At 43.5% G+C, this 22225-nt stretch carries 25 protein-coding genes; 1 reads left to right on the top strand and 24 read right to left on the bottom strand.

Annotated features, from left to right (window positions below; genetic code table 11):
• Positions 1 to 9: 9 nt before the first annotated feature.
• The 7 genes from bshA to lplA form a co-directional block, all read right to left on the bottom strand.
• Positions 10 to 1179, bottom strand: a complete 1170-nt coding sequence (gene bshA / locus J2Z66_RS30770) for an N-acetyl-alpha-D-glucosaminyl L-malate synthase BshA (protein ID WP_209976595.1) — start codon at positions 1177 to 1179, stop codon at positions 10 to 12.
• A gap of 10 nt (positions 1180 to 1189) precedes the next feature.
• Positions 1190 to 1891, bottom strand: a complete 702-nt coding sequence (gene bshB1 / locus J2Z66_RS30765) for a bacillithiol biosynthesis deacetylase BshB1 (RefSeq protein WP_209976594.1) — start codon at positions 1889 to 1891, stop codon at positions 1190 to 1192.
• Between the two features lies 1 nt (position 1892).
• Positions 1893 to 2315, bottom strand: coding sequence for a methylglyoxal synthase (locus J2Z66_RS30760; protein WP_209976593.1), 423 nt, complete (start codon positions 2313 to 2315; stop codon positions 1893 to 1895).
• Positions 2316 to 2329: 14 nt separating this feature from the next.
• Positions 2330 to 3133 carry a 4-hydroxy-tetrahydrodipicolinate reductase gene (dapB, locus tag J2Z66_RS30755; RefSeq protein WP_209976592.1) on the bottom strand — a complete coding sequence of 268 codons (804 nt, stop codon included), beginning with the start codon at positions 3131 to 3133 and terminating at the stop codon, positions 2330 to 2332.
• A gap of 48 nt (positions 3134 to 3181) precedes the next feature.
• On the bottom strand, positions 3182 to 3691 hold the full coding sequence (locus tag J2Z66_RS43895; protein WP_209976591.1) for a tetratricopeptide repeat protein: 510 nt from the start codon (positions 3689 to 3691) through the stop codon (positions 3182 to 3184).
• A gap of 63 nt (positions 3692 to 3754) precedes the next feature.
• Complete coding sequence (locus tag J2Z66_RS30745; protein ID WP_209976590.1) at positions 3755 to 4093, bottom strand: nucleotide pyrophosphohydrolase; 339 nt, start codon at positions 4091 to 4093, stop codon at positions 3755 to 3757.
• Positions 4094 to 4201: 108 nt separating this feature from the next.
• Positions 4202 to 5209 (bottom strand): lipoate--protein ligase, encoded by a 1008-nt coding sequence (lplA, locus tag J2Z66_RS30740; RefSeq protein ID WP_209976589.1) that lies wholly within the window; start codon positions 5207 to 5209, stop codon positions 4202 to 4204.
• Positions 5210 to 5395: 186 nt separating this feature from the next.
• On the opposite strand from lplA, the gene J2Z66_RS30735 reads away from it, so the two are divergent.
• Positions 5396 to 6262 (top strand): YitT family protein, encoded by an 867-nt coding sequence (locus J2Z66_RS30735; RefSeq protein ID WP_209976671.1) that lies wholly within the window; start codon positions 5396 to 5398, stop codon positions 6260 to 6262.
• Here J2Z66_RS30735 and J2Z66_RS30730 read toward each other — a convergent pair.
• The 17 genes from J2Z66_RS30730 to J2Z66_RS30650 all read right to left on the bottom strand — a co-directional run bounded on the left by J2Z66_RS30730 (position 6259) and on the right by J2Z66_RS30650 (position 22200).
• On the bottom strand, positions 6259 to 7122 hold the full coding sequence (locus J2Z66_RS30730; protein ID WP_209976588.1) for a sporulation protein YpjB: 864 nt from the start codon (positions 7120 to 7122) through the stop codon (positions 6259 to 6261). The genes J2Z66_RS30735 and J2Z66_RS30730 overlap by 4 nt on opposite strands.
• Positions 7123 to 7197: 75 nt before the next feature.
• Entirely contained in the window at positions 7198 to 7869 is a 672-nt protein-coding gene (locus J2Z66_RS30725) for a DUF1405 domain-containing protein (RefSeq protein WP_376774514.1), read from the bottom strand.
• A gap of 62 nt (positions 7870 to 7931) precedes the next feature.
• Complete coding sequence (locus J2Z66_RS30720) at positions 7932 to 8816, bottom strand: menaquinol-cytochrome c reductase cytochrome b/c subunit (protein WP_209976586.1); 885 nt, start codon at positions 8814 to 8816, stop codon at positions 7932 to 7934.
• Positions 8817 to 8835: 19 nt separating this feature from the next.
• Positions 8836 to 9507: a menaquinol-cytochrome c reductase cytochrome b subunit gene (gene qcrB / locus J2Z66_RS30715; RefSeq protein WP_209976585.1), complete on the bottom strand. Its 672-nt coding sequence runs from the start codon at positions 9505 to 9507 to the stop codon at positions 8836 to 8838.
• A gap of 17 nt (positions 9508 to 9524) precedes the next feature.
• Positions 9525 to 10070 (bottom strand): Rieske (2Fe-2S) protein, encoded by a 546-nt coding sequence (locus J2Z66_RS30710; RefSeq protein WP_209976584.1) that lies wholly within the window; start codon positions 10068 to 10070, stop codon positions 9525 to 9527.
• Between the two features lie 250 nt (positions 10071 to 10320).
• Positions 10321 to 10764, bottom strand: coding sequence for a DUF2487 family protein (locus tag J2Z66_RS30705; RefSeq protein WP_209976583.1), 444 nt, complete (start codon positions 10762 to 10764; stop codon positions 10321 to 10323).
• Positions 10765 to 10807: 43 nt separating this feature from the next.
• Positions 10808 to 11851: an LCP family protein gene (locus J2Z66_RS30700; protein ID WP_209976582.1), complete on the bottom strand. Its 1044-nt coding sequence runs from the start codon at positions 11849 to 11851 to the stop codon at positions 10808 to 10810.
• 184 nt (positions 11852 to 12035) lie between these two features.
• Complete coding sequence (locus J2Z66_RS30695; protein WP_209976581.1) at positions 12036 to 12224, bottom strand: IDEAL domain-containing protein; 189 nt, start codon at positions 12222 to 12224, stop codon at positions 12036 to 12038.
• 138 nt (positions 12225 to 12362) lie between these two features.
• Positions 12363 to 13487: a hypothetical protein gene (locus tag J2Z66_RS30690; RefSeq protein WP_209976670.1), complete on the bottom strand. Its 1125-nt coding sequence runs from the start codon at positions 13485 to 13487 to the stop codon at positions 12363 to 12365.
• Between the two features lie 148 nt (positions 13488 to 13635).
• A complete protein-coding gene (locus J2Z66_RS30685; protein WP_209976580.1) occupies positions 13636 to 14208 on the bottom strand; it encodes a histidine phosphatase family protein in 573 nt (190 codons plus the stop codon).
• Between the two features lie 75 nt (positions 14209 to 14283).
• Entirely contained in the window at positions 14284 to 14913 is a 630-nt protein-coding gene (locus J2Z66_RS30680; RefSeq protein ID WP_209976579.1) for an anti-sigma factor family protein, read from the bottom strand.
• The gene (locus J2Z66_RS30675) at positions 14910 to 15503 is read right to left on the bottom strand and encodes an RNA polymerase sigma factor (protein ID WP_209976578.1); all 594 of its coding nucleotides are present in this window, start codon (positions 15501 to 15503) and stop codon (positions 14910 to 14912) included. The genes J2Z66_RS30680 and J2Z66_RS30675 overlap by 4 nt, the downstream gene beginning before the upstream one ends.
• A 782-nt stretch (positions 15504 to 16285) precedes the next feature.
• Positions 16286 to 16663 carry a hypothetical protein gene (locus tag J2Z66_RS30670; RefSeq protein WP_209976577.1) on the bottom strand — a complete coding sequence of 126 codons (378 nt, stop codon included), beginning with the start codon at positions 16661 to 16663 and terminating at the stop codon, positions 16286 to 16288.
• A 391-nt stretch (positions 16664 to 17054) separates the two neighbouring features.
• Positions 17055 to 18143, bottom strand: a complete 1089-nt coding sequence (locus tag J2Z66_RS30665) for a prephenate dehydrogenase (protein ID WP_209976576.1) — start codon at positions 18141 to 18143, stop codon at positions 17055 to 17057.
• A 22-nt stretch (positions 18144 to 18165) separates the two neighbouring features.
• The gene (hisC, locus tag J2Z66_RS30660; RefSeq protein WP_209976575.1) at positions 18166 to 19266 is read right to left on the bottom strand and encodes a histidinol-phosphate transaminase; all 1101 of its coding nucleotides are present in this window, start codon (positions 19264 to 19266) and stop codon (positions 18166 to 18168) included.
• A gap of 484 nt (positions 19267 to 19750) precedes the next feature.
• Positions 19751 to 21226, bottom strand: a complete 1476-nt coding sequence (locus J2Z66_RS30655; protein ID WP_209976574.1) for a glycoside hydrolase family protein — start codon at positions 21224 to 21226, stop codon at positions 19751 to 19753.
• Positions 21227 to 21303: 77 nt separating this feature from the next.
• Positions 21304 to 22200 carry a carbohydrate ABC transporter permease gene (locus J2Z66_RS30650; protein WP_209976573.1) on the bottom strand — a complete coding sequence of 299 codons (897 nt, stop codon included), beginning with the start codon at positions 22198 to 22200 and terminating at the stop codon, positions 21304 to 21306.
• Between the last annotated feature and the right edge of the window lie 25 nt (positions 22201 to 22225).

The following is a 22225-nucleotide window of genomic DNA, read 5'->3' as shown; positions in this document are numbered from 1 at the left end:
GCTTTTCGGTCAACAATTAGGCTCTTGCAATCGCTGCGCCTCTGGCATTTCCCGGCCAAGTACACGGTAATAGATTTCTTCGTACTGCTTGCATATCAAATCGTTGCAAAACGTGAAGCGTGCCCGATATAAGCAGGCTTCAGCTATACGCTGGTACAGCTCTTCATCTGTTAGCAAGCGAAGCACGTATTCAGCCATCAAATCCGTGTCTCCAATATCCGCCAAAAATCCTGACTCATTATGAGTAATCAATTCCGGGATACCGCCTGCGTTGGAGCCCACTGTAGGAACTCCGCACGCCATAGCTTCCAAAGCAACTAGCCCGAAGCTCTCCTTCTCCGAAGGAAGCAGCATCACGTCAGCAAGTGATATGACTTGCGCGACATCATCCTGTCTTCCGCAGAAGGTTACTTTATCAGCTAAGCCCAGCTCTTTGACCTTTGAAATAATCTTCGATAGTTCAGGTCCTTCACCGACAAACAACAGCCGTGCTGGAATTTTTTTGCTCACCTTGGCAAAAATATCAACGACATCGGAAACACGCTTAACAGGTCTAAAATTAGAAATATGAATTAATATTTTCTCATCAGGCCGGGCAAACTGCTGTCTTAGCTTACAAATATCACGAGGATAATAAACACGTTTATCTACGAAATTATAAGTCAAATCAATCGGTCTTGATATGTCCAGCAGGCTTCTTGTTTCCTGGATGAGATCATCCGAAACCGCTGTTACCCCATCACTCTCATTAATTGCATAACGAATCAAATCACTGATGGACTGATCCTGTCCAAGCACCGTTATGTCTGTCCCATGCAATGTTGTTAGAACCTTCAAATGACTTCCTACCATTTGCTTGGCCAGCAAAGCGCAAACAGCGTGAGGTATCGCATAGTGCACATGAAGCAGGTCAAGCTCTTTCATTTGCGCCACCTGAGCGAGCTTGCTGGCCAGAGAGAGATCATACGGAGGGTAGCGGAATACATAGTATTCGCTCACCTCAACCTCATGATAGTAAATATTTTTGTCGAACTTTCCTAATCTGAACGGCATGCTGTGGGTGATAAAATGAATCTCATGTCCTTTTTCCGCCAACAGCTTGCCAAGTTCAGTCGCTACCACACCAGAGCCGCCCAAGGTCGGATAGCAGGTAATCCCTATCTTCAGCTTCTTGTCCATAACTTCCCCGCTATCTGAAAATGTCTACAAGTAATGGCTGCTTCGAGATAAAACCTTCCGCATAAGCCACCATCCGTTTTTGCCCTGTTAACCGGTCGCGCGCTTCCACTCTTTCAACATATCCTTGATTTAATGGAGTGAGTACTATATCTTGTCCATTTTCAGGGGGAGCAAATTGGCTGCGATACGCTCCCAGCGCAGCAAGCTTCTTATCATAACAGTCAGATACATCGACTAATAAATCAGGCTCAAACACATCATTAATGAAATAAAAGTAAAATTGTTGTACTGGCCAGGCCTCTATTTCAGGCATATATTTTCGCAGCTTGGCATTAAACACGGCTTCCTGCAGCAATTGCGAGCAGGCCACATGATCCGGGTGACGATCCTGCCAATAAGGGGCAAAAACAATCTTCGGTTTGTGAGTCCGTATCTCAAGTACAATTCGCTTGATATGACTCTCTGTCATATACAAGCCCCGATCCGCCAGTCCCAAATTCGAGCGCATAGTAACGCCTAGTAATGCAGCGGCTTCCTCCGCCTCTTGAATTCTTGTAGCAACACTTCCGTTAGAAGAAAGCTCCGCATAGGTCAAATCGCAAATTCCAACTGCAAATCCTGCCGCTGTATGCTTTGCGATCGTAGCTCCCATACCTATTTCCGCATCGTCCGCATGGGCTCCGAATATTAGAATATCAAGTGATCCCGGCATCTTACTTTTCACCCGACTCCGACTTATATTTATGAACAACCTCACGCCATGCGAAATCCCCGCGTTCAAGTGCTTTTGTCAGGATTTCTGCTGTAGCCACATTGGTTGCACAAGGAATACCCTGGACGTCACATAAACGCAATAAAGCGGAAATATCCGGTTCATGCGGCTGAGCCATTAATGGATCCCGAAGAAAAATGATCAGATCCATCTCATTTTTGGCTACCATCGCACCAATTTGCTGATCTCCACCATATGGACCTGACATATAACGAAACACACTTAGCTTGGTGCTCTCCATAATTCTTTGTCCGGTTGTGCCAGTGGCAAACAGATCATGCTCTTTAAACACTTGCTCATAGGCAACTACGAAATTGACCATTTCATCTTTCATTCTATCATGTGCGATTAGCGCAATGTTCATGTGAGTTACACTCCCTAGTCTATAAAATGCTCAAAGCCATACACCAACCCGGTATAGGTCATAACTTTTCTGATTCCAATAGCAACTCCGGGCATATAGGCAGCTCTGTCATAGGAATCGTGGCGAATTTTTAGCGATTGGCCATGTGCAGCCATGATGACTTCCTGCTGGGCGAATATACCAGGCAGCCTCACGCTATGTATTCTAAACCCATTGTAATACCCTCCGCGCGATCCTTCAATGGTTTCCTCTTCCTGCTGATTGCCTTGCCGAATCTCTTCCCTGATTTCCGATATCATCTCTGCTGTTTTGACTGCAGTACCTGAAGGGGCATCCAGCTTTTGGTCTCCATGGTATTCAATGATTTCTAAGTGAGGAAAATATTTGGCTGCCTGCGCGGCAAAGCGCATCATCAAAATTGCCCCAATGGAAAAATTCGGAGCGATCAGCCCGCCAATTTCTTTGTCTCTACACTGCTTGTCCAGCATTTCGATATCTTGCGGAGTAAATCCGGTTGTCCCAATAACCGGACGAACTCCGTGACGAATAGCAAGACTAGTATTAAAAACTACGGTATGCGGCGTAGTAAAATCAACCATTACATCGGCTTTGGATTCTACTAAAGCAAGCTCCAGATCATTCTGGATCTGAACGCCGCACTCCTCAAGACCAACCAATCTGCCCAGATCTATACCTTCAGAGGAACGATCAATACCAGCTGCAAGCTCAAAATCAGGCTCCGTCAGTACAGTTTTAACTACCTCTCTCCCCATTCTCCCGCTTGCTCCCACGACTGCTACTCTTATTTTACGTTCCATAGTGTCTAAACTCCTTCAACTTGTAGTTATTGTGACTTTATTTAGTCATTATTTTCTTTTATTAAGCTTAAGGCTGTATTCAGCAGCCTGCCTCTTCGCAATATCGTCAAGCGGATCCAAACGAAGTGCTTCTTGAACAGCATATAGAGCATGACGATAATTCTGCTTGCTGGCATAAGCTGCACTTAAAATAAGGTAAGCTTCTTTGGATAAAGGATCCAACGCTATAGCTTCCTTTAATGATTCAATAGCTTGATCTGCCTTCAGGTTGGTGGGATCAAGCTGCAGCTCCGCCTGCTGCATTTTCTCTCTGGCCTGCAGATTGTGCAAATGTAATAAATAAAGCTCATTATTGGAGTCCAGTCGCACTGCTTGAAGCGCTTGTTGGACTGCTTTTTGCAGCTTGTTGCTTCGAGCATAAGTGATAGATAGCTTGTGGTGATAGGCTGCGTTATCCGGCTCCAAAAGTATCGCTTTTTCAAACCATTCAATTGCTTTTTCAAAATCATGACCTAGAATTGATTGATACGCCTTTTGTATTTCATGTTCTCCATCCACTCGCCCATCCTCCCTTCGATGACCGAAGTTCCCATTATCAGGGGATGGTATAGTTTATGAAGCTCAGGAAGGTTCGGTGTTAATTTTAGTCCAGCGATTCGCATCCCGCGTATTAAATTTATGCATGACCTTCTCGTGCGCCTCCGTAAGGTCAATACCTAACGAATTAGCAAAGCAGATGGTGATGAATAAAATGTCCCCAAGCTCCAGCTCAATAGAGTTACTTCCTTCGGAGGCTTTCTTAGGCTTCTCACCATAGCTGTGATTCACCTCACGTGCCAGCTCTCCCACTTCCTCGGACATTCTGGCCAGCATAGAAAGCGGACTGAAATAACCTTCCTTGAATTGCGAAATGTATTGATCCACCTCATCTTGAAGGTCTTTAAGCGTTCGTTCCGACATAGGCACCCTTCTTTCCAATTATGTATCCAATGTATCCAAGGTCATCCCTTCCATGTTAACGCAAAGTACATGCCTTGACAAATCATTTTCTTTTCCAACATTTTCTATCTATTTCCCGCTCAAAAACAACAGGGATAGAAAAGACTCCAGCTCCAAACCGCCAAAATAAACTTGCAAATTTTGCTCAGTCAAAACGTGTCGAACACGCTCCTCCTCATACCTGACCCCACGCAAAAGCTCCTCTAAATCCGATACATCACCAACACCAAAAAAATCACCGTAAATACGCAGCTCATCGATTAGGCCATGCTCGATATTCAGATACACTTCAATGGTTCCAATTTGTTCAAAGCGCTGCGAATTACGGACACTGCTTTTAGGAGATTTGCCATAATTCCAATCCCAATTTCCATATCGGTCTGCAGAAAGATTACGAATAGCATGCCAGTCTGCTTCTGTTAGCTTGTACCTGGGAATTTCATCAGCCGAAGTTCCAAAAATCGACTCAAGCAGTGAAACCCGGAAGCTTTCTATTGTCATAGGCTCAGCCAAAAATTCACTGATATTGGCCACGCGGCTGCGTATCGATTTGATCCCTTTGGATTCAATTTTGTCCGGATTAACCCGCAGCGCTGAGACCACACTCTCGATCTCCGAATCAAACAGCAGCGTTCCGTGGCTGAACATTCTTCCTTTGCTTGTGAACTGTGCATTACCGGAAATTTTACGCTGTCCGACCTGAATGTCATTACGTCCCGTCAATTCAGCGTCGACACCAAGCTTACGAAGCGATGCGACCACAGGTTCCGTAAATTTCAGATAATTATGAAAGGATTTGCCGTCATCTTTTGTAATAAAGCTGAAGTTAAGGTTGCCTAAATCATGATAGACCGCGCCACCACCGGAAAGCCTTCTAACGACATGCAGTCCCTGCTTGTTCACATAATCGGAATTGATCTCGCTGATCGTATTCTGATTTTTACCGATAATGATCGAAGGTTCATTTATATAAAACAGCAAATAGCTCTCGTCCTCAGGAAGCTGTTTCAAGGCATATTCTTCAATGGCCAAGTTAATCCGCGGATCCGTAATTCCTTCATTGTCAATAAATAACATAAGCTTGCCTCCACATCCAAAAAAGCTTCCCGGATGAAAGGAATCATCTTGGAACACTTTTAGGTTTTTGCCATAAGCATACAGGAACAGGAGCAATTAATCCAGTTCTCTCCTTATGTTCGCATATCGGCTTTACTCACGGGCATACTGGATTCTAAGTGGAGAATACGGAGGGAATTCATGTTTATGACACCTATACGGCTTACGGAACGTCTCACCAATTTATTTTTCATTTTTCTTGGAACAGCCATTTACGCATTTGGTCTCCATTATTTTTTTATTTCTAATGAGCTTATGGAAGGCGGATTAACCGGAATTGCCTTACTCCTTAAATATGTCTACAACATACCGCCCTCCGTCACTACATTGGTTATCAATATACCTTTATTTTTCGCTGGTTTGAAAATATTTGGCAGGGAATCGATGTATTATACCATGTTTGGCGTCCTGTCTCTTTCATTTTTCTTATGGATTATGGAATGGTTCATTCGTAAAGAATGGCTCGTCCCCTTCCAAACTCAGGATTACTTTTTGGTCACTCTGTATGCAGGGGTAACTGTTGGGTCTGGATTGGGGCTTGTATTTCGTTATGGAGGAACAACCGGGGGCTCTGATATTGTGGCAAGAATTGGCCATAAGCTCAAAGGCTGGAGCGTAGGTCAGGTTATTTTATATATGGATGTGGTCATTATTAGCGTTTCGTTATTTTATATTCCAAAGGAAAAAGTGCTCTACTCACTCGTAACAGTTTACATTGCTACAAGAATGATTAATTATATGACAGAAGGCGCTTATGCGGCAAAAGCCTTTACCATTATTACAGATCACGCCAATGTGCTGGCCCAAACCATCACAAAAGAGCTCGATCGCGGAGTCACGCTGTTTCCGGCAAAAGGAGCTTTTTCGGGAAAGGATAAGGAAGTTGTCTATTGTGTCATATACCGCCATGAAACCAGAAGGCTGCGGGCCCTTATTAAATCCATTGATCCCAGTGCCTTTATCATCATTGCAGAGGTGCATGATGTGCTGGGCGAGGGATTTAAATCGCCCTAGCCCGCATTCTTTTTCTTTATCGTGACGTAGCCATTTCCACCTTTAAACATTCTCCATCCAGTAAAGGTCAATATGGAGCTAATAATCGCCCCGATAACTAGAGTCCAGATAATCGGATGCTTGGGATCTGCAAGGGGCAAATAGGCCGTTGTTTCCGATTTCTTTCCAAATAATTCATCTACGGAGCGATGCAGTTGTTCGATGCCATTTTGAATATTGGGATACTCCGCAGGATCTTTGCTTAATTCCAGCCGAACAAAATTCATTAGCGAATCTAGCTTCTCCACTTCCGAGGGCTCCCGGCTGATGAGCAAGGAAGGGTGAATGAGCGAAATGTGCTGATTCAGCTTGTTAAAAGCAGAAACCGCCTCTTGAGCATTCGATTTATGAACCGCAGCTTCCATAAGGGAAAGATCATTTTGTAACAAAGTGTAGTACTGCAGCCACATCGGCTGATTTTTGTGGGTCAAAGCATCCGTCGCCAAGCGGATGATTGAAACAGCAACTTGTCCTTCATTTGGTGACAAGGAAGCTGCATTATATATTTTTTTCGCTTTTGTCACCGACTCCGTAAGCGCGTTTAAGCCTTCTATGGTAGTAACACCTGCAAAATTAATATTCGTAATTTGATCACTAACTTGCAGAAGCTTATTACGCGCCTCCATCATTTCGCCATCCATTGCCTTCTGATACATTTCATCTGCGGTCTGATTTAAAAACGCCATTTTTTTTAGCTGCTGCGGATCTGCCTCTTTTTTTGACACTTCTTTCTGACCACCTGAACAACCTGCCGCTGTCAACATCATTATAAGAATTAGCACCGATAGAATGAGCCTGTGATGACTGTGTACATCAAACATGGGACATCCCTCCTTCACCATCAGCATATGGAGGTTTGTCCCAATTTAGACCACCTTAGCGCATTTCGGATCCTTCTAATGGATTGTTTTTTGTTTTGCCGATCTACGTGACAGCAGATAAAGAATCGCAATAATAATACTGACCACGCTTAAACTAATTGTAAACATCTCGACGGCTCCAAGATCATCTTCAAGCACTTCAGGCAACCATGGAAAAATGCCATTCTGATAATCCATAAAATCATTCCACAATGTCCAACCCGCTACCAATACTATCGGCAGCATCCGGTATGTATAAAATCTGGCAAAAAGCAAAGCTTCTGCGGCCATTCCCAGATGTGAAACGGTCAGCATACCATCCTGCCAATTGGTAGGATTCCCCTGTGCTGCACCGGCAGCTATCATAGCTACAGCCCATATGCCGTATTTAAAGGAAGTGATCAAGCTAAAGGCTTCGACAAACCCCCGAAGGACCGACGGCTTCTTGTCCAGTGGATGAGAAGATCTTCTGTCCAGCAATAAGTACAATAGGGAGAGAGTAAAGAACAGGCTCGCTGTCGGACTATCAGGAACAAACCAGATATACCAGCCAGGTTTATTGTCCCATGTATACCATAGCTGCTCGGAATACCACTGATATCCATAAATGGTCCCAGCCAAATTGACAAGAAATAAAGTCCATAACACGACACTGCTTGTTAAAAATGACTTGCTCCAAAGCATTGATAGCACTAGCCCTTGCCGCAAATCCATTCCCTCCTGTTTAAAAAAACCTGACCGCATGATGACGGTCAGGTTTTATCTTGATATTACTCAGCTTTCTTTTGCAAAGATAACCATTCGGCCATCTTGTCAATCTCAGCTTCTGTTAAGCCTTTTTTAATATTGTCCTCATACTGGGCTTGCATGCCGCCCTGACCTTCGTGAATAATTCCCAAAATTTCTTCTTTTGTGTGTGTATCACCGACACCTAGAAGAGCTGGTATGCCAGCAGGCTTCATTCCTTGTAGTCCTGCTCCGTGACATGACAAGCATGTCGCTTTAGCGTACAATTTTGCCCCCTCGTCATCAGGAGCTACGATCGCTACAGCTGCTTTCTTTCCACCGCCGCTGCTGCCGCCACTTGGTTTACCTTTGTTTGCATGCATTTCTTCTTCACGCTTGATGTGCTCAGGAATAATATTCTGTTCTTTAAGCTCATGCTGGTAATGTGCCCATGAAGTGTAAGTCAGATAAGAACAAGCAACCAAAGATAAAATCATAAGTGTCGAAGCTATCGGCCGTTTATAGAAGCGTCTTTCTTTTCCTGTGTCTAGGAAAGGAGCTAATAACAAGCCTCCAAACAGTAGACCAGGCAGAACAACAGCACCCAATACTACAAATTGATCCGAGGTGTACGGGTACTTAAGAAGTTGATACATAAACAAGAAGTACCAGTCCGGCATTGGAATTAAGCCAGTGGTTGTTGGATCAGCAGGATATCCAAGTGGTGCAGGTTCTGACATTACTAATGCAAGAACGCCCACCATAGCAACTACTGCAACCATCCATTCTTTCAGCAAGAAGTTAGGTATAAAAGCTTCCGATTTCCCCGGATATGCCGAATAATCTTTAGGAACCAGATTCTGCGTATTCTTGATTACACGTGAATCGCCAACGTAAACTACTTTTTCATCCGATTTATGATGTGCCACGCATTGTCCCTCCTTTCAATTATAGCGGTCCGGAAATACCTTGCCTACGAATCATTATGAAATGCCCGGCAAGCAAAGCAAGCAGAACGCCTGGCAAGAAGAATACGTGAATAGCGAAAAATCTGGTTAATGTTTCCGCGCCGACGATTTCCCCACCTTGCAGAATCGTTTTGATATATTCTCCGGCAAATGGAACCTGTTCAGCAATTTGCAGTCCTACTTGAGTAGCAAAATAAGCTTTGTTGTCCCAAGGAAGCAAATATCCGGTGAAGCCTAGTCCAAGCATTACGAAAAAAATCAACATGCCGACAACCCAGTTCATTTCACGAGGCGCTTTGTATGAGCCTGTAAAGAACACGCGCAGGGTATGTAGGAACATCATTACGATAACAAGACTGGCTCCCCAGTGATGCATACCTCTTACTATTACACCAAAGGCAACTTTGTGCTGCAAATAGTCAACGCTCGCATAAGCGTTAATGATATCTGGTGTGTAATACATGGTTAAGAACATACCCGACAAAATTTGGATAATCGTGATAAAAAACGTCAAACCGCCAAAGCAATATACGAATGCAGAGAAATGATGAGCCGGATTTACGTGCTCTGGTACCTCATGGTCCGCAATATCCCTCCACATCGGCGTGATATCAAGACGTTCGTCGATCCAATTATAAATAGTTTTAAACATCTGATTGTTACGCCTCCTTAAACTCTAGTGTTAGGATGAAGCTGTCCCAAATATACAAAGCCGTTTTCCACTTTAACTGCATATTCATCCAGCGGTGCCGGAGATACAGCAAGATTCTTGCCATCTGCCGTATAGTGCGCGCCATGACATGGGCAGAAATACTGATCCTTATACGCAGGATTGTTATTCCAGTCCACGATACACCCTAGGTGCTTACAGGTGGGATTCAAAGCGAAAATTTTACCGTCTTTCCCTTTAGAGATCCAAGCTGTAATTTGAGGATTACTTTCATACCAGCCATCAACCTGATGGATTTCAAACGAAAATACTGTCGGAACATCTGTCACCTTTGATTCTTCCACTACCTTGACCCAATCGGCCTGCTTCTTAGGCTTCAGTACCGGATCAACAGCAAATCTGAGCATTGGAACAATCATCCCGGCCGCCATAAAAGCAGTAGTTCCGCCTAAAGTGTAGGCAAGGAATTGACGACGGGTAACTTCTTTTTTAACCTTTGGTTTTTTTCCATGCTGTTCTTCATTTTGGTTGTTGTGGTCATTCATTGTTTCAGTCTACCCCCCTACATTTGCTGCCGTCCAATTAACGGAGCAAACTTATATCACGTGTCGTTCGACATTACACTCATAACTAGGACATTTCTAATAATAGCCTACGACCTCATAAGCGTCAAGAATAGGAAGCTTGATTTGAAGCCCCGAAATCTTCGTCAGCAGACAAAATTAAATAAATTGTCACATCTGAAAATCCGAACCCTGCTTCTAGCTTTCTCAATTTATTTTCCACTAATACGCTTTAGCTGGAAACTATATTTGAACTTGTCCAAATATGCTGCAGCTGAACGGAAATTTCCGCCTTGAATTCGTTCTTACGGGTTGACCAATTTCCCATATCCACATAAAAAATTTCATCAACATTTCTTTTTTCCCATTCCAGTGAACTTTTATGCACCGTCAGTACAACTACATATGTAAAGCCAGCCGACTTTAAACGGCTGCTGAGCTTGTTCACCTGCTCAGCCATATCAACGCCTTCGAGATAATGGAGTGCAGGATAAGTAACGACTCTCCCCTTATAAGGAATTTCAATAAGTTCGAGCGCGTCCCGAAGCTGCTCAAGCGCTTCTGTTGCCTGCCATGGCTGTTCCATCCCCGTAAGACCTGTTACCGGCAGCAGGCAGGTATCCAGATAAGGCTGAAGGTCGGTCCATTCTGTTTCATTGATATCACTGAATTTCATCGGTTCACGATCTCCTTGCTTCTTAATAGTCCTAATTGCCTCTTTAAGAGGAAGGAATGCCGTCGTTTAATGTTTCCCCATTTGAGGTCACCAAAGGCTTAAGACGAAGCCGCAGCGCTTCCAAAGCCTGCTCCATGGTCTCATCCTCTACGACGATGTATGGGCTTTCCCATTCTCCGTTAAGATTTATATACTCAATCGTATCCGGCTTCATTTCACGGAAGGCTCCGATATAGCTGCGCAGCTGATCTTCGGGAATATCTGTCTTTATAGATTCCCCTGCAATATCAAGAATCTTACTCCAGCCAGCAATTCCATTGAATGAGGTCAGCTTGTCAAGCATCTGATCCAGCACTTTCTGCTGCCGTTCATTACGCGCCAAATCAGAGGATTCAGCAGTGCCTTTATTGGATTTGCGGTACCGCAAGAAGTCGAGCGTATTTTTGCCGTCCAGGGTCTGCAGCCCTTCCTTCAAGTTAATGCGGGTTCCGTCACTCGTATCTGTATATTTCATATCCATATCTACATAGACATTCATGCCTCCAAGCTGGTCAATCAGCTGCCGGAATCCATCAAAATTAATGACCGCCATGTAATCAATCGGAACCTCGTAAATTTTGCTGAACAATTCTTTGGTTTGCTGTATCGCACTCTCCTTATCTTGCAAGGAGTAATGGGCATAGAAATAATTAAGCTTATGTGAAAACCCAAGTCCCGATTCCTCAGCTTTTACTTCCAAGTCTCGCGGGAAGGAGACGACGGTTGCTGCACGTGTTTTAGGGTTAAGGCTTACGAGTATCATGACGTCTGTATTTAATGTCCCTTCACTGCCCTTGCGATAGTCCACCGCCGCCAGCAAGAAGGACACAGGTTTCATTATAGGGTCTTCCTCTTCTTCGACAGCTGTCGGGGGCTTCTTGACAGTGTCAGGAGAAGGTTCAGGAGCAGCTATTTTTCCAAGAGCATCATTGGCCTTACTGTACAAAAATCCTGCATAAGCTGAAATCCCGATGAATAAAGTAATGACAAAAACGAGTGAAATTTTAAGTGCTTTATGCATTTTTTTCTTTTTTGGTTTTGAACGCATCAATCCTGGCTCCTTTTTCTTTGCTAAAATAATTTTAATTAAAATAATAGCAATCATACTATAGACGATCATACAGGTAATATAGTTCTGAATTCAAGATTTTTTTTCGACAACAAAAAAAGACATCGGAAAAAATCCCCATGTCTCCGTCAAACAAGAACGATTTCATTGTCAAAACAAGGTACTAAGCAAACGATTGTAACTGCTTCAATTCGGATGTAAGCGCTAAGAAGGTTGCCTGATCCCCCACGGCCAAAGCATGATCAATTTCTTTGTAGAGATCTCTCGTTCTCTGTTTGCGGATTGCATCATCCCACACTAGTTCTGCAAAAAGAGCAAATATCGCCTCGTTCGATACATTCATTTTCCCCATTAGTCCTACCTCCAAATAGTCCGCGTTTTGTTAAGAGCCCCTCAGATCTCCCGTTCTCTTAACATGCTCTTACTAAAGCATATTCACATTATGCCGCGTCGTTAAGTACACTTGCCCCCATTAGCGATTAATGTGTTTTCACCTATCCGCCGGCAGTTCAATTTTGTCATCCTCAGCCACATAAGTACCCTCAATCACTTTGCTTCCCAGCTTGGTCATCTGAATCACTTGTCCATAATCATCATTTTCCCCGATACGCAGCAAACCTAGATGCATCATCATTTGCAAAATCCGTTGTTCAAAGATAGATTCTGAAGAATCATAGTAAAAGGGTTTGATCAACTTGCACAGCACTTCTCCTACAGATGCGGCCGTAACCCATGTCTGGGCTAGACGATTGATCCACTGTACGATCGATTGCAAATTCGGAATAGGCCCTTTGTAAAGACGGAGCCAGAACCGGTACACTTGTATCGGATTTTCCTTGCTACGCTCTAGCAGTTTGGTTTTTCCTGTATCCGATAACTGAAGCGCTGCCTGCTGCTCCACTATCAAATGATGAAAAAAGCAATAATCATAGATCAATGAAAAGCGATTCGGATATTCCTTGTACATGCGTCCATAGCCAAATCTCCAGGCACCCTTGGCGACCATTTCTTCCTTAACCGACATTCGATCCAGAATCTGCTGCAAGCTGCGTTTGTACATGCTGTTTTCAGCCGTTAACATAACCTCCTGCTGCTCGGACAACCATTGCAGAAAATGTTCGACGTCCTCTATAAGCAGCATTTGTTCATCCCGGTATACACCAGGATCATCCGTAACCTGCAGAGTACTGCGAAATTTGGCTGTCAATACATCAGCAAATCTCCCTTTCAAATCATTGGGAACCTGAAAAACATACTTCGTTTGCTGGGAATAACCATTAAACAACCAGCCTAAACGCTTGAACTTGATAATAATCTCTCTCGGATTTTGCAAATTATTTTCACTAGCCTGGAATCTCGACTGCTTGACACGAGCTGTTAACTCTTCCAAACTAAACGAGTTTCGCGGGTCGGATAACAAGTAATTAAGAAAGCGGATATCTTCAACATTCAAATCTTGTATATGCTTTTCAAACACCTCACGACGGTTTAAAGTGCTTAAAATCGATTGAATCAGCTCATTTTTGGAATTGCCGTTACATTGGCAGTCATAAGTGCTGGCAATTCTACTTAATTCAAAAATATCGGTATAGCTAAGCATATCAGCCAGATTCATATCCATTTTCATATTCAAATTCCTCCCCCTCTGCAGACATTCATGCAGGATGTGGCTTCTAGTAACCATTATGGGAATTTTTTCTGAAAATATTCCGGCAGCAAAAAAAAACCTGACCATCTAACCGGCCAGGCTTTAATCTTATTCCTTAATTTAGATGAATTAAACAATTATAAAGCGTTAGCTCCCACGCTGCTTCTGCACGTTGAAGAATCGTTAAGGAAGAGTTTTGCAGGAATTCCTCCCGCTCCATACTTAATCCCCTGAGTACCTGAACAATAAAACCGCCATGTGATATAACCAACAGCTTTTCACCGGGAGCTTTGCCCATCCAGGCTTCAGCGAAATCGACCCATCTTGACCATACTTGCTCATCCGTTTCTCCGCCTAAATCCTCTTTTCTCCATTCGGCTCCCCATTTAGCTGTTCTTTCCTGAAGCGTCATGCCCTCAGCCAGACCAAAGCTTCGCTCCCGGATCCGGGCATCGAACGCAACAATTGGAATACCTGACTGAGCTGAAATAATCTCTGCCGTTTCCTTCGCTCTGGACAAGTCACTGCTAATGATCCCATCCCAAGCTTCATTCTTCAATCGCAGTCCCAGCAGCTGGGCTTGATTTCTGCCTTCATCCGTTAAGTCTGTATCCGTCTGGCCTTGGAGCTTGCCAAGCTGGTTCCATTCTGTTCTGCCGTGCCTTATCAATCCTAAAGTTGTTGACATTTCGACCTCCACGAGAGATTTCTCCTATACTTCAACAAAAATGCTCCACTATGGGAGCACGCATCTTATATCTAATTATGCTTTTGTTCTGGAAAACCAATTCATGATAAGCATCGTACATATTAGCCCCAGTATGGAAAGTACGAGCAAATAATGCGAATAGGAATGAATGGGTCCCACATTAAAGCGGAGAGGCTCCATCAAGCTTGGGTTTAAGCTGGCAACTGCACTTGAAATCACATGTCCGTTCATCGCGTCAGAGCCGCTTGCTTCCAAAGATTGAGGCGCTTGAAGCTCAAACAAATTGCTGCCAGCCGATGCGAAATCGTCTTTCGAAGCGCTGTCGTACACAAGTGAGAACAGAAAGCTTAAGGAAAACAAAACCAATGAAAAAGCAATGACCGCTGTCAAGTTTCTGCGCAAGCCGTGAGAGATCGCGTACATCCGGTCGGGAACCGGTATTCTCCATGATTCTTCCTGATAGATTCTGTTCATTACCTTGTTGGAAACGGTTGGCTCGTAATCCAGAACCGTGGTGTCCTCAGCCGCGCTGCGGATCAAAATCGTGCTTTCCTCCCAAATCTGAAACTCTTCTGCACACACTGCACAGCCTAGCAAGTGTTTGTCCACCGCAGTGCGACGCAGGTCATCATTCGGCAAATCCCAATAAACACCAAATAACTCCTGAATTTCACTACATTTCATCGTTGATTCATCCCTTCGTATTCCTCGAATACCGGGTCGGTAAAGTAAGGCTCTAACTGAAGCTTCACACTCGCTCTGGCCCTAAAAAGTAACGATTTTACCGAACTTACAGTCTGTCCCAGTATGTTGGCAATTTCCTGATAATCCATTTGATCATATTCTCTCAGAATCAGCGCCGACCGCTGCTTCTCAGGTAAAGTGTTAATCGCATCTCTGACCATGGTCACTTTCTCATTGCGCAGCGCCGCCTGTTCAGGCATCGCATCGAATGATGCATGCGGCGTATAGCCGCTTTGCTCCAAAGATATTTTGACGCTTTTATTTTTACGCAGCTCACTAAGCACCGTATTCCGGGCAATCGTGTACAGCCACGTAGAAAAAGAAGCCTCTATCTCGCGGAAGGAATGAAGGTTGCGGTAAGCTTTATAAAAGCTTTCATTACACAAATCTTCGGCCATGGCTTCCATCTTCGAGCTTTTAAGCATATGAAATATAAAAGCAAGAATTTTACGCTCATAACGAAGCATCAGCTCGTTGTACATCTGAACGTTTCCATCCTTGATTTCTCTGATCAACTGGGAATCGGTCATTATGCTGCGACCCTCCTCGTAATTCCAAGGTGGCACCCCCCCAGCTGCTTACCATGTTGTACGCCTTAAGGGAGTGAAAAGTTGCGGTAAAAATATCTATGAGTAAAATTAATATTTAAATGGATTAAAGTCTCTATATAAGGCTTCTGTATAAAGTGCAAAATTCCTGCTTGTTCGACATTTTTTCCAATAATTTCTTTACAAACTCTGGTTACACAACTAAAATATGAGAAAAATGCATTGCGGAGTCCTTTGATGAGCGTGTTCGTGACGCTGGTGGTTCGGGGAGGGCATGGCTGTGGGCTCCAGCCGCTGTTAAAGATTTGTTCCCTTGAACGGAGGAGGTAGGAACAAATCTTTAAATGCAGACACTACCGCTCATCCACCCACAGCCATGCCCTCTTCTCAATTACAATCACACGAGAACTTCGCTCAAACGAACAGCCAGCAAGAGTTTTTCTCTTGGGTGGAGGAGATTTCCTAGCGTGTGCAAGTGCTGAGGAAGAAAACTGCTGATTTAACGATGTTTTTCATCGTTAAAGTAAGTATGTAGAGACTCACTGGTGCTTTAACGATCGTTTAGTGAAGCATTCACTCAATTCTGGGTTGGCGAGATTATCCGCTCTTACCAGTTCAATTTTTGAAAGGGTAATCCTTGTTTTATACTGTTTGATACTTTAGTGCTGTAAAGTACTTGAAATTTCCTATATGTTAATAAACCTCCCTATGGCATTTAGCCTTGGGAGGTTTGTTAGATCTACTCGATTTGGTTAGATCCGGTTTTAATTGACCATTAGTTCGTACTGATCCAACAAGCTGTGACCTGCATCAGTTGTCAACATCCGATAGGCTTCTTCATTTTCTCGATCCCACAACTCAGGTTTGTGCAGCATAATCAATGCTAGCTCCGCCGGCAGATGCTCTGTACGACCTTTGTCGTGCCAAGGATGATAATTAATTTTCACTATTTCCAGCGCCTGGATTTGTAGGAGTTTTTCCAATTTCTCTGCTGCCAATTTAAATATTTCATGTATTTTCAATGACGGGTGCCGGCTCGAAAAATCGTAAATAAGCTGAGGAAATGACTCTTCTGCTTCTGCGGCCTTTAGTAGGATCAAATACTCATCCATGTCTAGTATGGAATAATTAACTTCACTCATAAGCTACCTCCAAGGCATTTTTCTGTTCAACTCTGGAATCTCATGATAGTAGTCTTGTTGTATTCGATTCATAACATGGAAAATCCTGCTCCATTTATACCCCTTATTGATGCGCCCAGTCCAAGCTTTGACTAAAAAAAGACAAAAAAAAACCACCTAGAAGGTGGGTGCACTTATCGGTGCCATTATCGGATAGGAGTGGAGAGAAACCATACTGTACTTTTATTATATGTATACGTTTACAATTTGTCAATGCTTTTTTTGAAAACGTTTTCGAATGCTGTTTAAAATATAAAAATAAACCTGCAGCCACAAATGCAATGATCTTGAAAATCCAAAATCACTACTTTGCGCTACAGGTTTTATCTACTCTTTATACTGATTTAGCCTATTAAGCATGAACCGTGTACTGTTTTTTAAGCTCTTCAGCAGCGCGATCTACATCCTCCTGATTGCGGAAAGAAAGCCTGAGCACACCAGGAACATCTTCCCTGCTCTCAATAACCTGAATATTGCTTAAATTAATTTTTTTATTACCTAGGGAAGTTGCTATTTGACCAATGACACCCGGATGATCGGGAATATCGACATAAATATCATAGAGTGAAGTGATCATGCCCTTGCGCCGCTCTGGAAGGCCGCTGCGGAATTCACTTGCTTTGCGGAATTGCTCAGCAATGCCCTCACCATCACTTTGCTGCAGCAAATCGATAAAGCGTGCAACCTCAGCATTCCAATCTACAAGCAGTTTGAGCAGATTTTCACGGTTGTTGATCAGAATATCACGCCAAATTTTCGGATCGCCTGAAGCAATTCTCGTAACATCGCGGAAGCCGCCAGCAGCCAAATTCTGGTAAAGCGGATTCATTTCATTATATCCTCTCACCTGATTGACCAAAGCAACCGCAATAATGTGAGGCAAATGACTGATAGCTCCAACAATATCGTCATGCAGCTCGGCATCGACCTGAATAATTTGCGCCTTTGTCAGCTTTATTAAATCAGCTAAGCGGTCCACATCCTCTTGTGGAGTTAATGGATCTGGCGAAAGCACATAGAAAGCATTCTCAAATAAATGCGATGATGCAGCTTCCACACCGGAGCGTTCAGACCCGGCCATGGGATGCCCCCCGATAAACTGAACACCCTTGAGCTCAAGAGAAGCCGCACATTGCGCAATTGATGCTTTTGTACTTCCTACATCTGTAATGATGCACCCCTGCTTAAGAGGAAGCTTAGCCAGGCTGGTTAGATACTCTTCAAGCAAACTGACGGGAACACAAAGAAATATATAGTCCGCGCCTTCTGCTGCCTCCTCCATGGAGGTTGTGGCCGTATCAACGACATTGCGTTTAAGCAGCTTTTCAACCGATTTAGGGTTCGGTGAATGTCCTGTAACTGTGAAACCTGGTTTTCCTTTAAAGCACAGAGCTAAAGAACCTCCAATTAGCCCCGCACCAAATATCGCTATTTTTGTCATGTGATCAACCTTTTATTAGAGTTTAAGTTTGTACGGCTGTTTCCGCCAAAACCTGTTCAAGCGCCGTTATAAACTTTTCGTTCTGCTCACGGCTTCCAACCGTTACACGTATAGAAGTAGGGAAATCAAGCTTGTGACCCCCTCTTATAATGATGCCTCTGCGCAATAAGCCGTTAAATACAAGCTCTGCCGGACGCTGTGTGTCTACCATAATAAAATTACCATGTGCCGGGAACGATTTAAGATCCAAGCGGGCAAATTCTGCTTGCAAATAAGTAATCCCAACTGTATTGGCTTCGCGGCAGCTTTCAATGAATGCTTGATCTTGAATGGCTGCCAGAGCAGCTGCTTGAGCGAAACGAGTCGTATTAAATGGCTCACGCACCTGATTAATCGAACGAATAACCTCAGGATGTCCAATCCCATAACCAATGCGCAGTGAAGCTAAGCCGTAAATTTTGGAAAAAGTACGTAGAGTGATTGCATTTTTGTACTGCTTCAATAAGGCAAACGTGTCTGGATATTGACCCGAGGTATTGTATTCACAATAGGCTTCGTCCAAAACTACCAATACACTTGCGGGTACAGCTGCTAAAAAGTTAGCTATTTCATCATGAGTATTCATTGTACCTGTCGGATTATTAGGATTGCAAATCCAAATTACCTTCGTGCGCTCTGTAACAGCCGCCAGCATAGCTGACAAATCATGGGTGCCCTCTTTAAGCGGAACCTCTATACATACAGCGCCTTCAATCTCAGCGTTATGTTTGTACTGTGGAAACGTATGCGTGGCCATAATCGTCTCATCACCTTGAACGAAAAAGGCTCTGGCGATCATCAAAATAACTTCATCGGAGCCAGCACCAAAAATTACTTGGTCCGTCCCGACATCATGAAACTTGGCTACAGCGGAAGTAAGCTCAACACTGCCTCCATCCGGATAAATGCTGATTTCAGAAAGCTCCGCTTTAATCGCTTCAATAGCCTTTGGCGAGCTGCCAAAGGGATTCTCGTTGGAGGCAAGCTTGATAACCTCGTCCAATCCGAGTTCTCGCTTAACTTCTTCGATAGCTTTGCCCGGCTGGTAGACCGGTAAGTGTAAAATATTCGGTTTTGCTTTCATGCTTTGGTCACCTCGTTATATAGTACAAACCTTTTAAAAACCTCAATGCTATTTGCGAATCATGCCTTTTATTCTACCCTATGTGAATCCTAGTTTCCAGCGTTTAATTTCGCTTGAATACGGCGGCTTCCAAGACAATCCTCTATTTTTACCATATTCCAGAAGATATGGAGAAAGACGCCTTTTGGCGTCCTTTGATGTGCGTGTTCGTGACGTGGGAGCGTCTCGGAGGTAAGGGGTGTGGGCTCCAGCCGCTGTTAAAGATTTGTTCCCTTGAATGAAATGGATGAGGAGGTAGGAACAAATCTTTAAAGGCGGACGCTATCGCTCTTCCTCCCACACCCCTTACCTCTCTTTAGCTACAATCGCACGAACACCAAGCTCAAACGGACAGCCAGCAAGGGTTTTTCTCTTGGTTGGAGGAGATTTCCTATCGGACATAGCCGTTGGGAATGAAGATCAGAGAGGACCTGCTACTTTAAATTTATCCAAACCTCACTTCAATATTAATCCTCTGCACGACCGAGGGAACATATCTCTTAAGATGAATGTTCCTCTCAAGCAGTTGGATGTAAACGTCATTCTTTAAATGAATTTCTCGCTTGTTCAATTCCCAGGTTAGCCAGCACTGCCCATACTCTCCAGCTACAGCTTTGATTACCGGGGCTTCCATTTCTCGCCCATTGAATCGAAATACCATCTTATCTTCGGCGGACCAATCCTTGATCCATATCTTAAGATGCGCTTGTACCTGTGAATAAGCATCCAGCTTTTCCCCCGCCCTGATAGGTATGACGAGGCCTTCATGCACAGTCTCTCCTAACGTAGCTGGAAGATGAGGCTGGTATCTCCATTCCTCCTTAGTCAGGATATAATCGTAATCCATATCGACGATATAGGTTTTATCGAACCCTTTAAGTGTTTCCAAGCTGCCGATTTGCTTCATCAGTTCAATTCGGCTCCGCTCATCCGGGTACGTATTAAACGCATAAATACCATCAGGCTCCTCACTTAACAGCACCTCAGCAATGCCCCGCATGACCTCATCGGAGCTGGCGGTCCGTTCATATTCACCATACAGACAAGGAAAGAAAGAAACGCCGGTTCCTTGCAAAATTTCCTTAAACGCCAGCGTATCTATATTCATCCCCCCGGTTCCAGCAATAACGATATCCACTAACCCTTTCCTGGCCCAGTCTTCTACATCAAACCCTGCCATCTTAGAGCCGATAACAGTTGTACATACCCTTACAGCCAATTCAATCGTTTTACCGCGGGCATTTCCGAGTTCATCAAGCAGCTCTCTTACCGATCTGACAAAATCAGTCATGATATAAGTGCTGGTCAAGCCTTTATCCCAATGAAAATAAAAGGGACTGCGCATGAAATCCAGCTCGATTCCGTCGAAGTCGTGGTTCACCATAACCTCTTTCAGGATATTAAAGCGAAAATCACGAACATCTTTATCGGAATAATTGAGCGCAGTCGTCATTTCGTTACGGCCATGAAAATCGGGAAACCATTCCTTAGGATTCAACCAGTGTGGATTTTCCTTCTTGAAGGTTGGCATAAAATCACTATTCGCAGCCCAATGATCATGAATATCGTTTAGCCTAAAGGAGAAAAATGCATCTAAATTCCGTTCTCTTGCTGCTCTTATCAGGATTTCAGCCGGGTCCTGCTGTTGATCCAGCAGATGCTTCACATTCGCATACCTTTTATAAGTAAAAATATTATTAAAATGATAATCCTGCCCTTCACCCAGTGGCTTTAATAGTTCACTCTGATATTCAGCAAAATGACCGCAGCCGAGCAAGAAAAAAACTGTATCAACTGAAGTCCCCACGAGCGGAGAAAACACCTTGTCAACTAATTCCTGCTCTGAAGCTTTTTCCGGAAGATAGCCAAAATCATCCCCATCCCAGCAATAAATAAATGATCTTTTTTTCCTTGTTCTCATAAGCTTCCTCCTACAGGTTTCGCCTGCCTGCTCCATTGTTTTGTAAAATAATTTTTATTTCCCTACTTCCAGAACAATTACCCTTTGATCGAGCCAATCATGGCCCCTTTAACGAAATACTTTTGAATAAATGGATATACAAACAAAATCGGAAGCGTAGAGATGACAATAACTGCTGAACTGAAGGCGATAGTCGGCGGCCGCTTAATATTCGGATTCACTACAGTCATGCTTAACCCAACCTTATCTCCGGTAAGATGAATAATCACATCACGTAAAATAATTTGCAGGGGCATTTTATCATAATCATTAATGAATATCGCCGCATCGAACCAGGCATTCCAATGGGTGACTCCATAAAAAAGCCCAATTGTCGCGATCGAGGGCAGCGATAAAGGAATGACAATCCGAAATAAAATTTGCAGCGGGTTCGCACCATCTATACTGGCCGACTCCTCCAAGCTTTCTGGTATTTGATCAAAAAAAGCTTTCATAATAATAAAATTATAAGCATTTATTAAATTCGGAATCATCAAAGCCCAAATTGTGTTGACCAAATGCAAGGATTTGACCACCATATAGGTCGGAATCAAGCCGCCGCTAAATATCATCGTAATAAAAATGAAAGTAATAAAACCATTACGACCTGGTAAATATCTTTTGGATAGCCCATATGCCAAGGCAGCAGTAAATAGCAAATTCAAGCTTGTTCCGACAACAACCCTTATGATCGTTATCATATAGCCCGAATAAATTAACGAGCCTTTGCTAAGTACAATTTTGTAAGCTGTTAAATCCAAGGTTTTGGGAATAAGCTGGAAGGTTCCGTATTTAAGAACAGCAGCCTGTGACATTAACGAGGTTGAAACGATCATAATAAATGGAAATAAAAAACATAAAGCCAATACAACTAGCAGTGTATAAATTACAACCATAAATCCTGTACTTGCATTCGTCATTTTATAATTAATCATTGTCGGCCTACTCCATCACTGTGTA

This window comes from Paenibacillus eucommiae (assembly GCF_017874215.1).
Lineage (GTDB): Bacteria > Bacillota > Bacilli > Paenibacillales > NBRC-103111 > Paenibacillus_AI > Paenibacillus_AI eucommiae.
Note: the sequence above shows the minus strand (reverse complement) of the source record. Positions and strands in the feature narration are given on the sequence as shown.

What these genes read in the sequence shown, in the direction of transcription:
- hisC (WP_209976575.1), bottom strand. Translation starts at nt 19,266, where the DNA reads ATGAAAGCAAAACCGAATATTTTACACTTACCGGTCTACCAGCCGGGC.
- J2Z66_RS30700 (WP_209976582.1), bottom strand. Translation starts at nt 11,851, where the DNA reads ATGCGTTCAAAACCAAAAAAGAAAAAAATGCATAAAGCACTTAAAATT.
- J2Z66_RS30655 (WP_209976574.1), bottom strand. Translation starts at nt 21,226, where the DNA reads ATGAGAACAAGGAAAAAAAGATCATTTATTTATTGCTGGGATGGGGAT.
- J2Z66_RS30760 (WP_209976593.1), bottom strand. Translation starts at nt 2,315, where the DNA reads ATGAACATTGCGCTAATCGCACATGATAGAATGAAAGATGAAATGGTC.
- J2Z66_RS30695 (WP_209976581.1), bottom strand. Translation starts at nt 12,224, where the DNA reads ATGGGGAAAATGAATGTATCGAACGAGGCGATATTTGCTCTTTTTGCA.
- bshB1 (WP_209976594.1), bottom strand. Translation starts at nt 1,891, where the DNA reads ATGCCGGGATCACTTGATATTCTAATATTCGGAGCCCATGCGGACGAT.
- J2Z66_RS30705 (WP_209976583.1), bottom strand. Translation starts at nt 10,764, where the DNA reads ATGAAATTCAGTGATATCAATGAAACAGAATGGACCGACCTTCAGCCT.
- J2Z66_RS30730 (WP_209976588.1), bottom strand. Translation starts at nt 7,122, where the DNA reads ATGTTTGATGTACACAGTCATCACAGGCTCATTCTATCGGTGCTAATT.
- J2Z66_RS30670 (WP_209976577.1), bottom strand. Translation starts at nt 16,663, where the DNA reads ATGAGTGAAGTTAATTATTCCATACTAGACATGGATGAGTATTTGATC.
- J2Z66_RS30685 (WP_209976580.1), bottom strand. Translation starts at nt 14,208, where the DNA reads ATGTCAACAACTTTAGGATTGATAAGGCACGGCAGAACAGAATGGAAC.
- dapB (WP_209976592.1), bottom strand. Translation starts at nt 3,133, where the DNA reads ATGGAACGTAAAATAAGAGTAGCAGTCGTGGGAGCAAGCGGGAGAATG.
- bshA (WP_209976595.1), bottom strand. Translation starts at nt 1,179, where the DNA reads ATGGACAAGAAGCTGAAGATAGGGATTACCTGCTATCCGACCTTGGGC.
- J2Z66_RS30665 (WP_209976576.1), bottom strand. Translation starts at nt 18,143, where the DNA reads ATGACAAAAATAGCGATATTTGGTGCGGGGCTAATTGGAGGTTCTTTA.
- J2Z66_RS30735 (WP_209976671.1), top strand. Translation starts at nt 5,396, where the DNA reads ATGACACCTATACGGCTTACGGAACGTCTCACCAATTTATTTTTCATT.
- J2Z66_RS30650 (WP_209976573.1), bottom strand. Translation starts at nt 22,200, where the DNA reads ATGATTAATTATAAAATGACGAATGCAAGTACAGGATTTATGGTTGTA.
- J2Z66_RS30680 (WP_209976579.1), bottom strand. Translation starts at nt 14,913, where the DNA reads ATGAAATGTAGTGAAATTCAGGAGTTATTTGGTGTTTATTGGGATTTG.
- lplA (WP_209976589.1), bottom strand. Translation starts at nt 5,209, where the DNA reads ATGTTATTTATTGACAATGAAGGAATTACGGATCCGCGGATTAACTTG.
- J2Z66_RS30690 (WP_209976670.1), bottom strand. Translation starts at nt 13,487, where the DNA reads ATGAATCTGGCTGATATGCTTAGCTATACCGATATTTTTGAATTAAGT.
- J2Z66_RS30675 (WP_209976578.1), bottom strand. Translation starts at nt 15,503, where the DNA reads ATGACCGATTCCCAGTTGATCAGAGAAATCAAGGATGGAAACGTTCAG.
- J2Z66_RS30745 (WP_209976590.1), bottom strand. Translation starts at nt 4,093, where the DNA reads ATGTCGGAACGAACGCTTAAAGACCTTCAAGATGAGGTGGATCAATAC.
- qcrB (WP_209976585.1), bottom strand. Translation starts at nt 9,507, where the DNA reads ATGTTTAAAACTATTTATAATTGGATCGACGAACGTCTTGATATCACG.
- J2Z66_RS30710 (WP_209976584.1), bottom strand. Translation starts at nt 10,070, where the DNA reads ATGAATGACCACAACAACCAAAATGAAGAACAGCATGGAAAAAAACCA.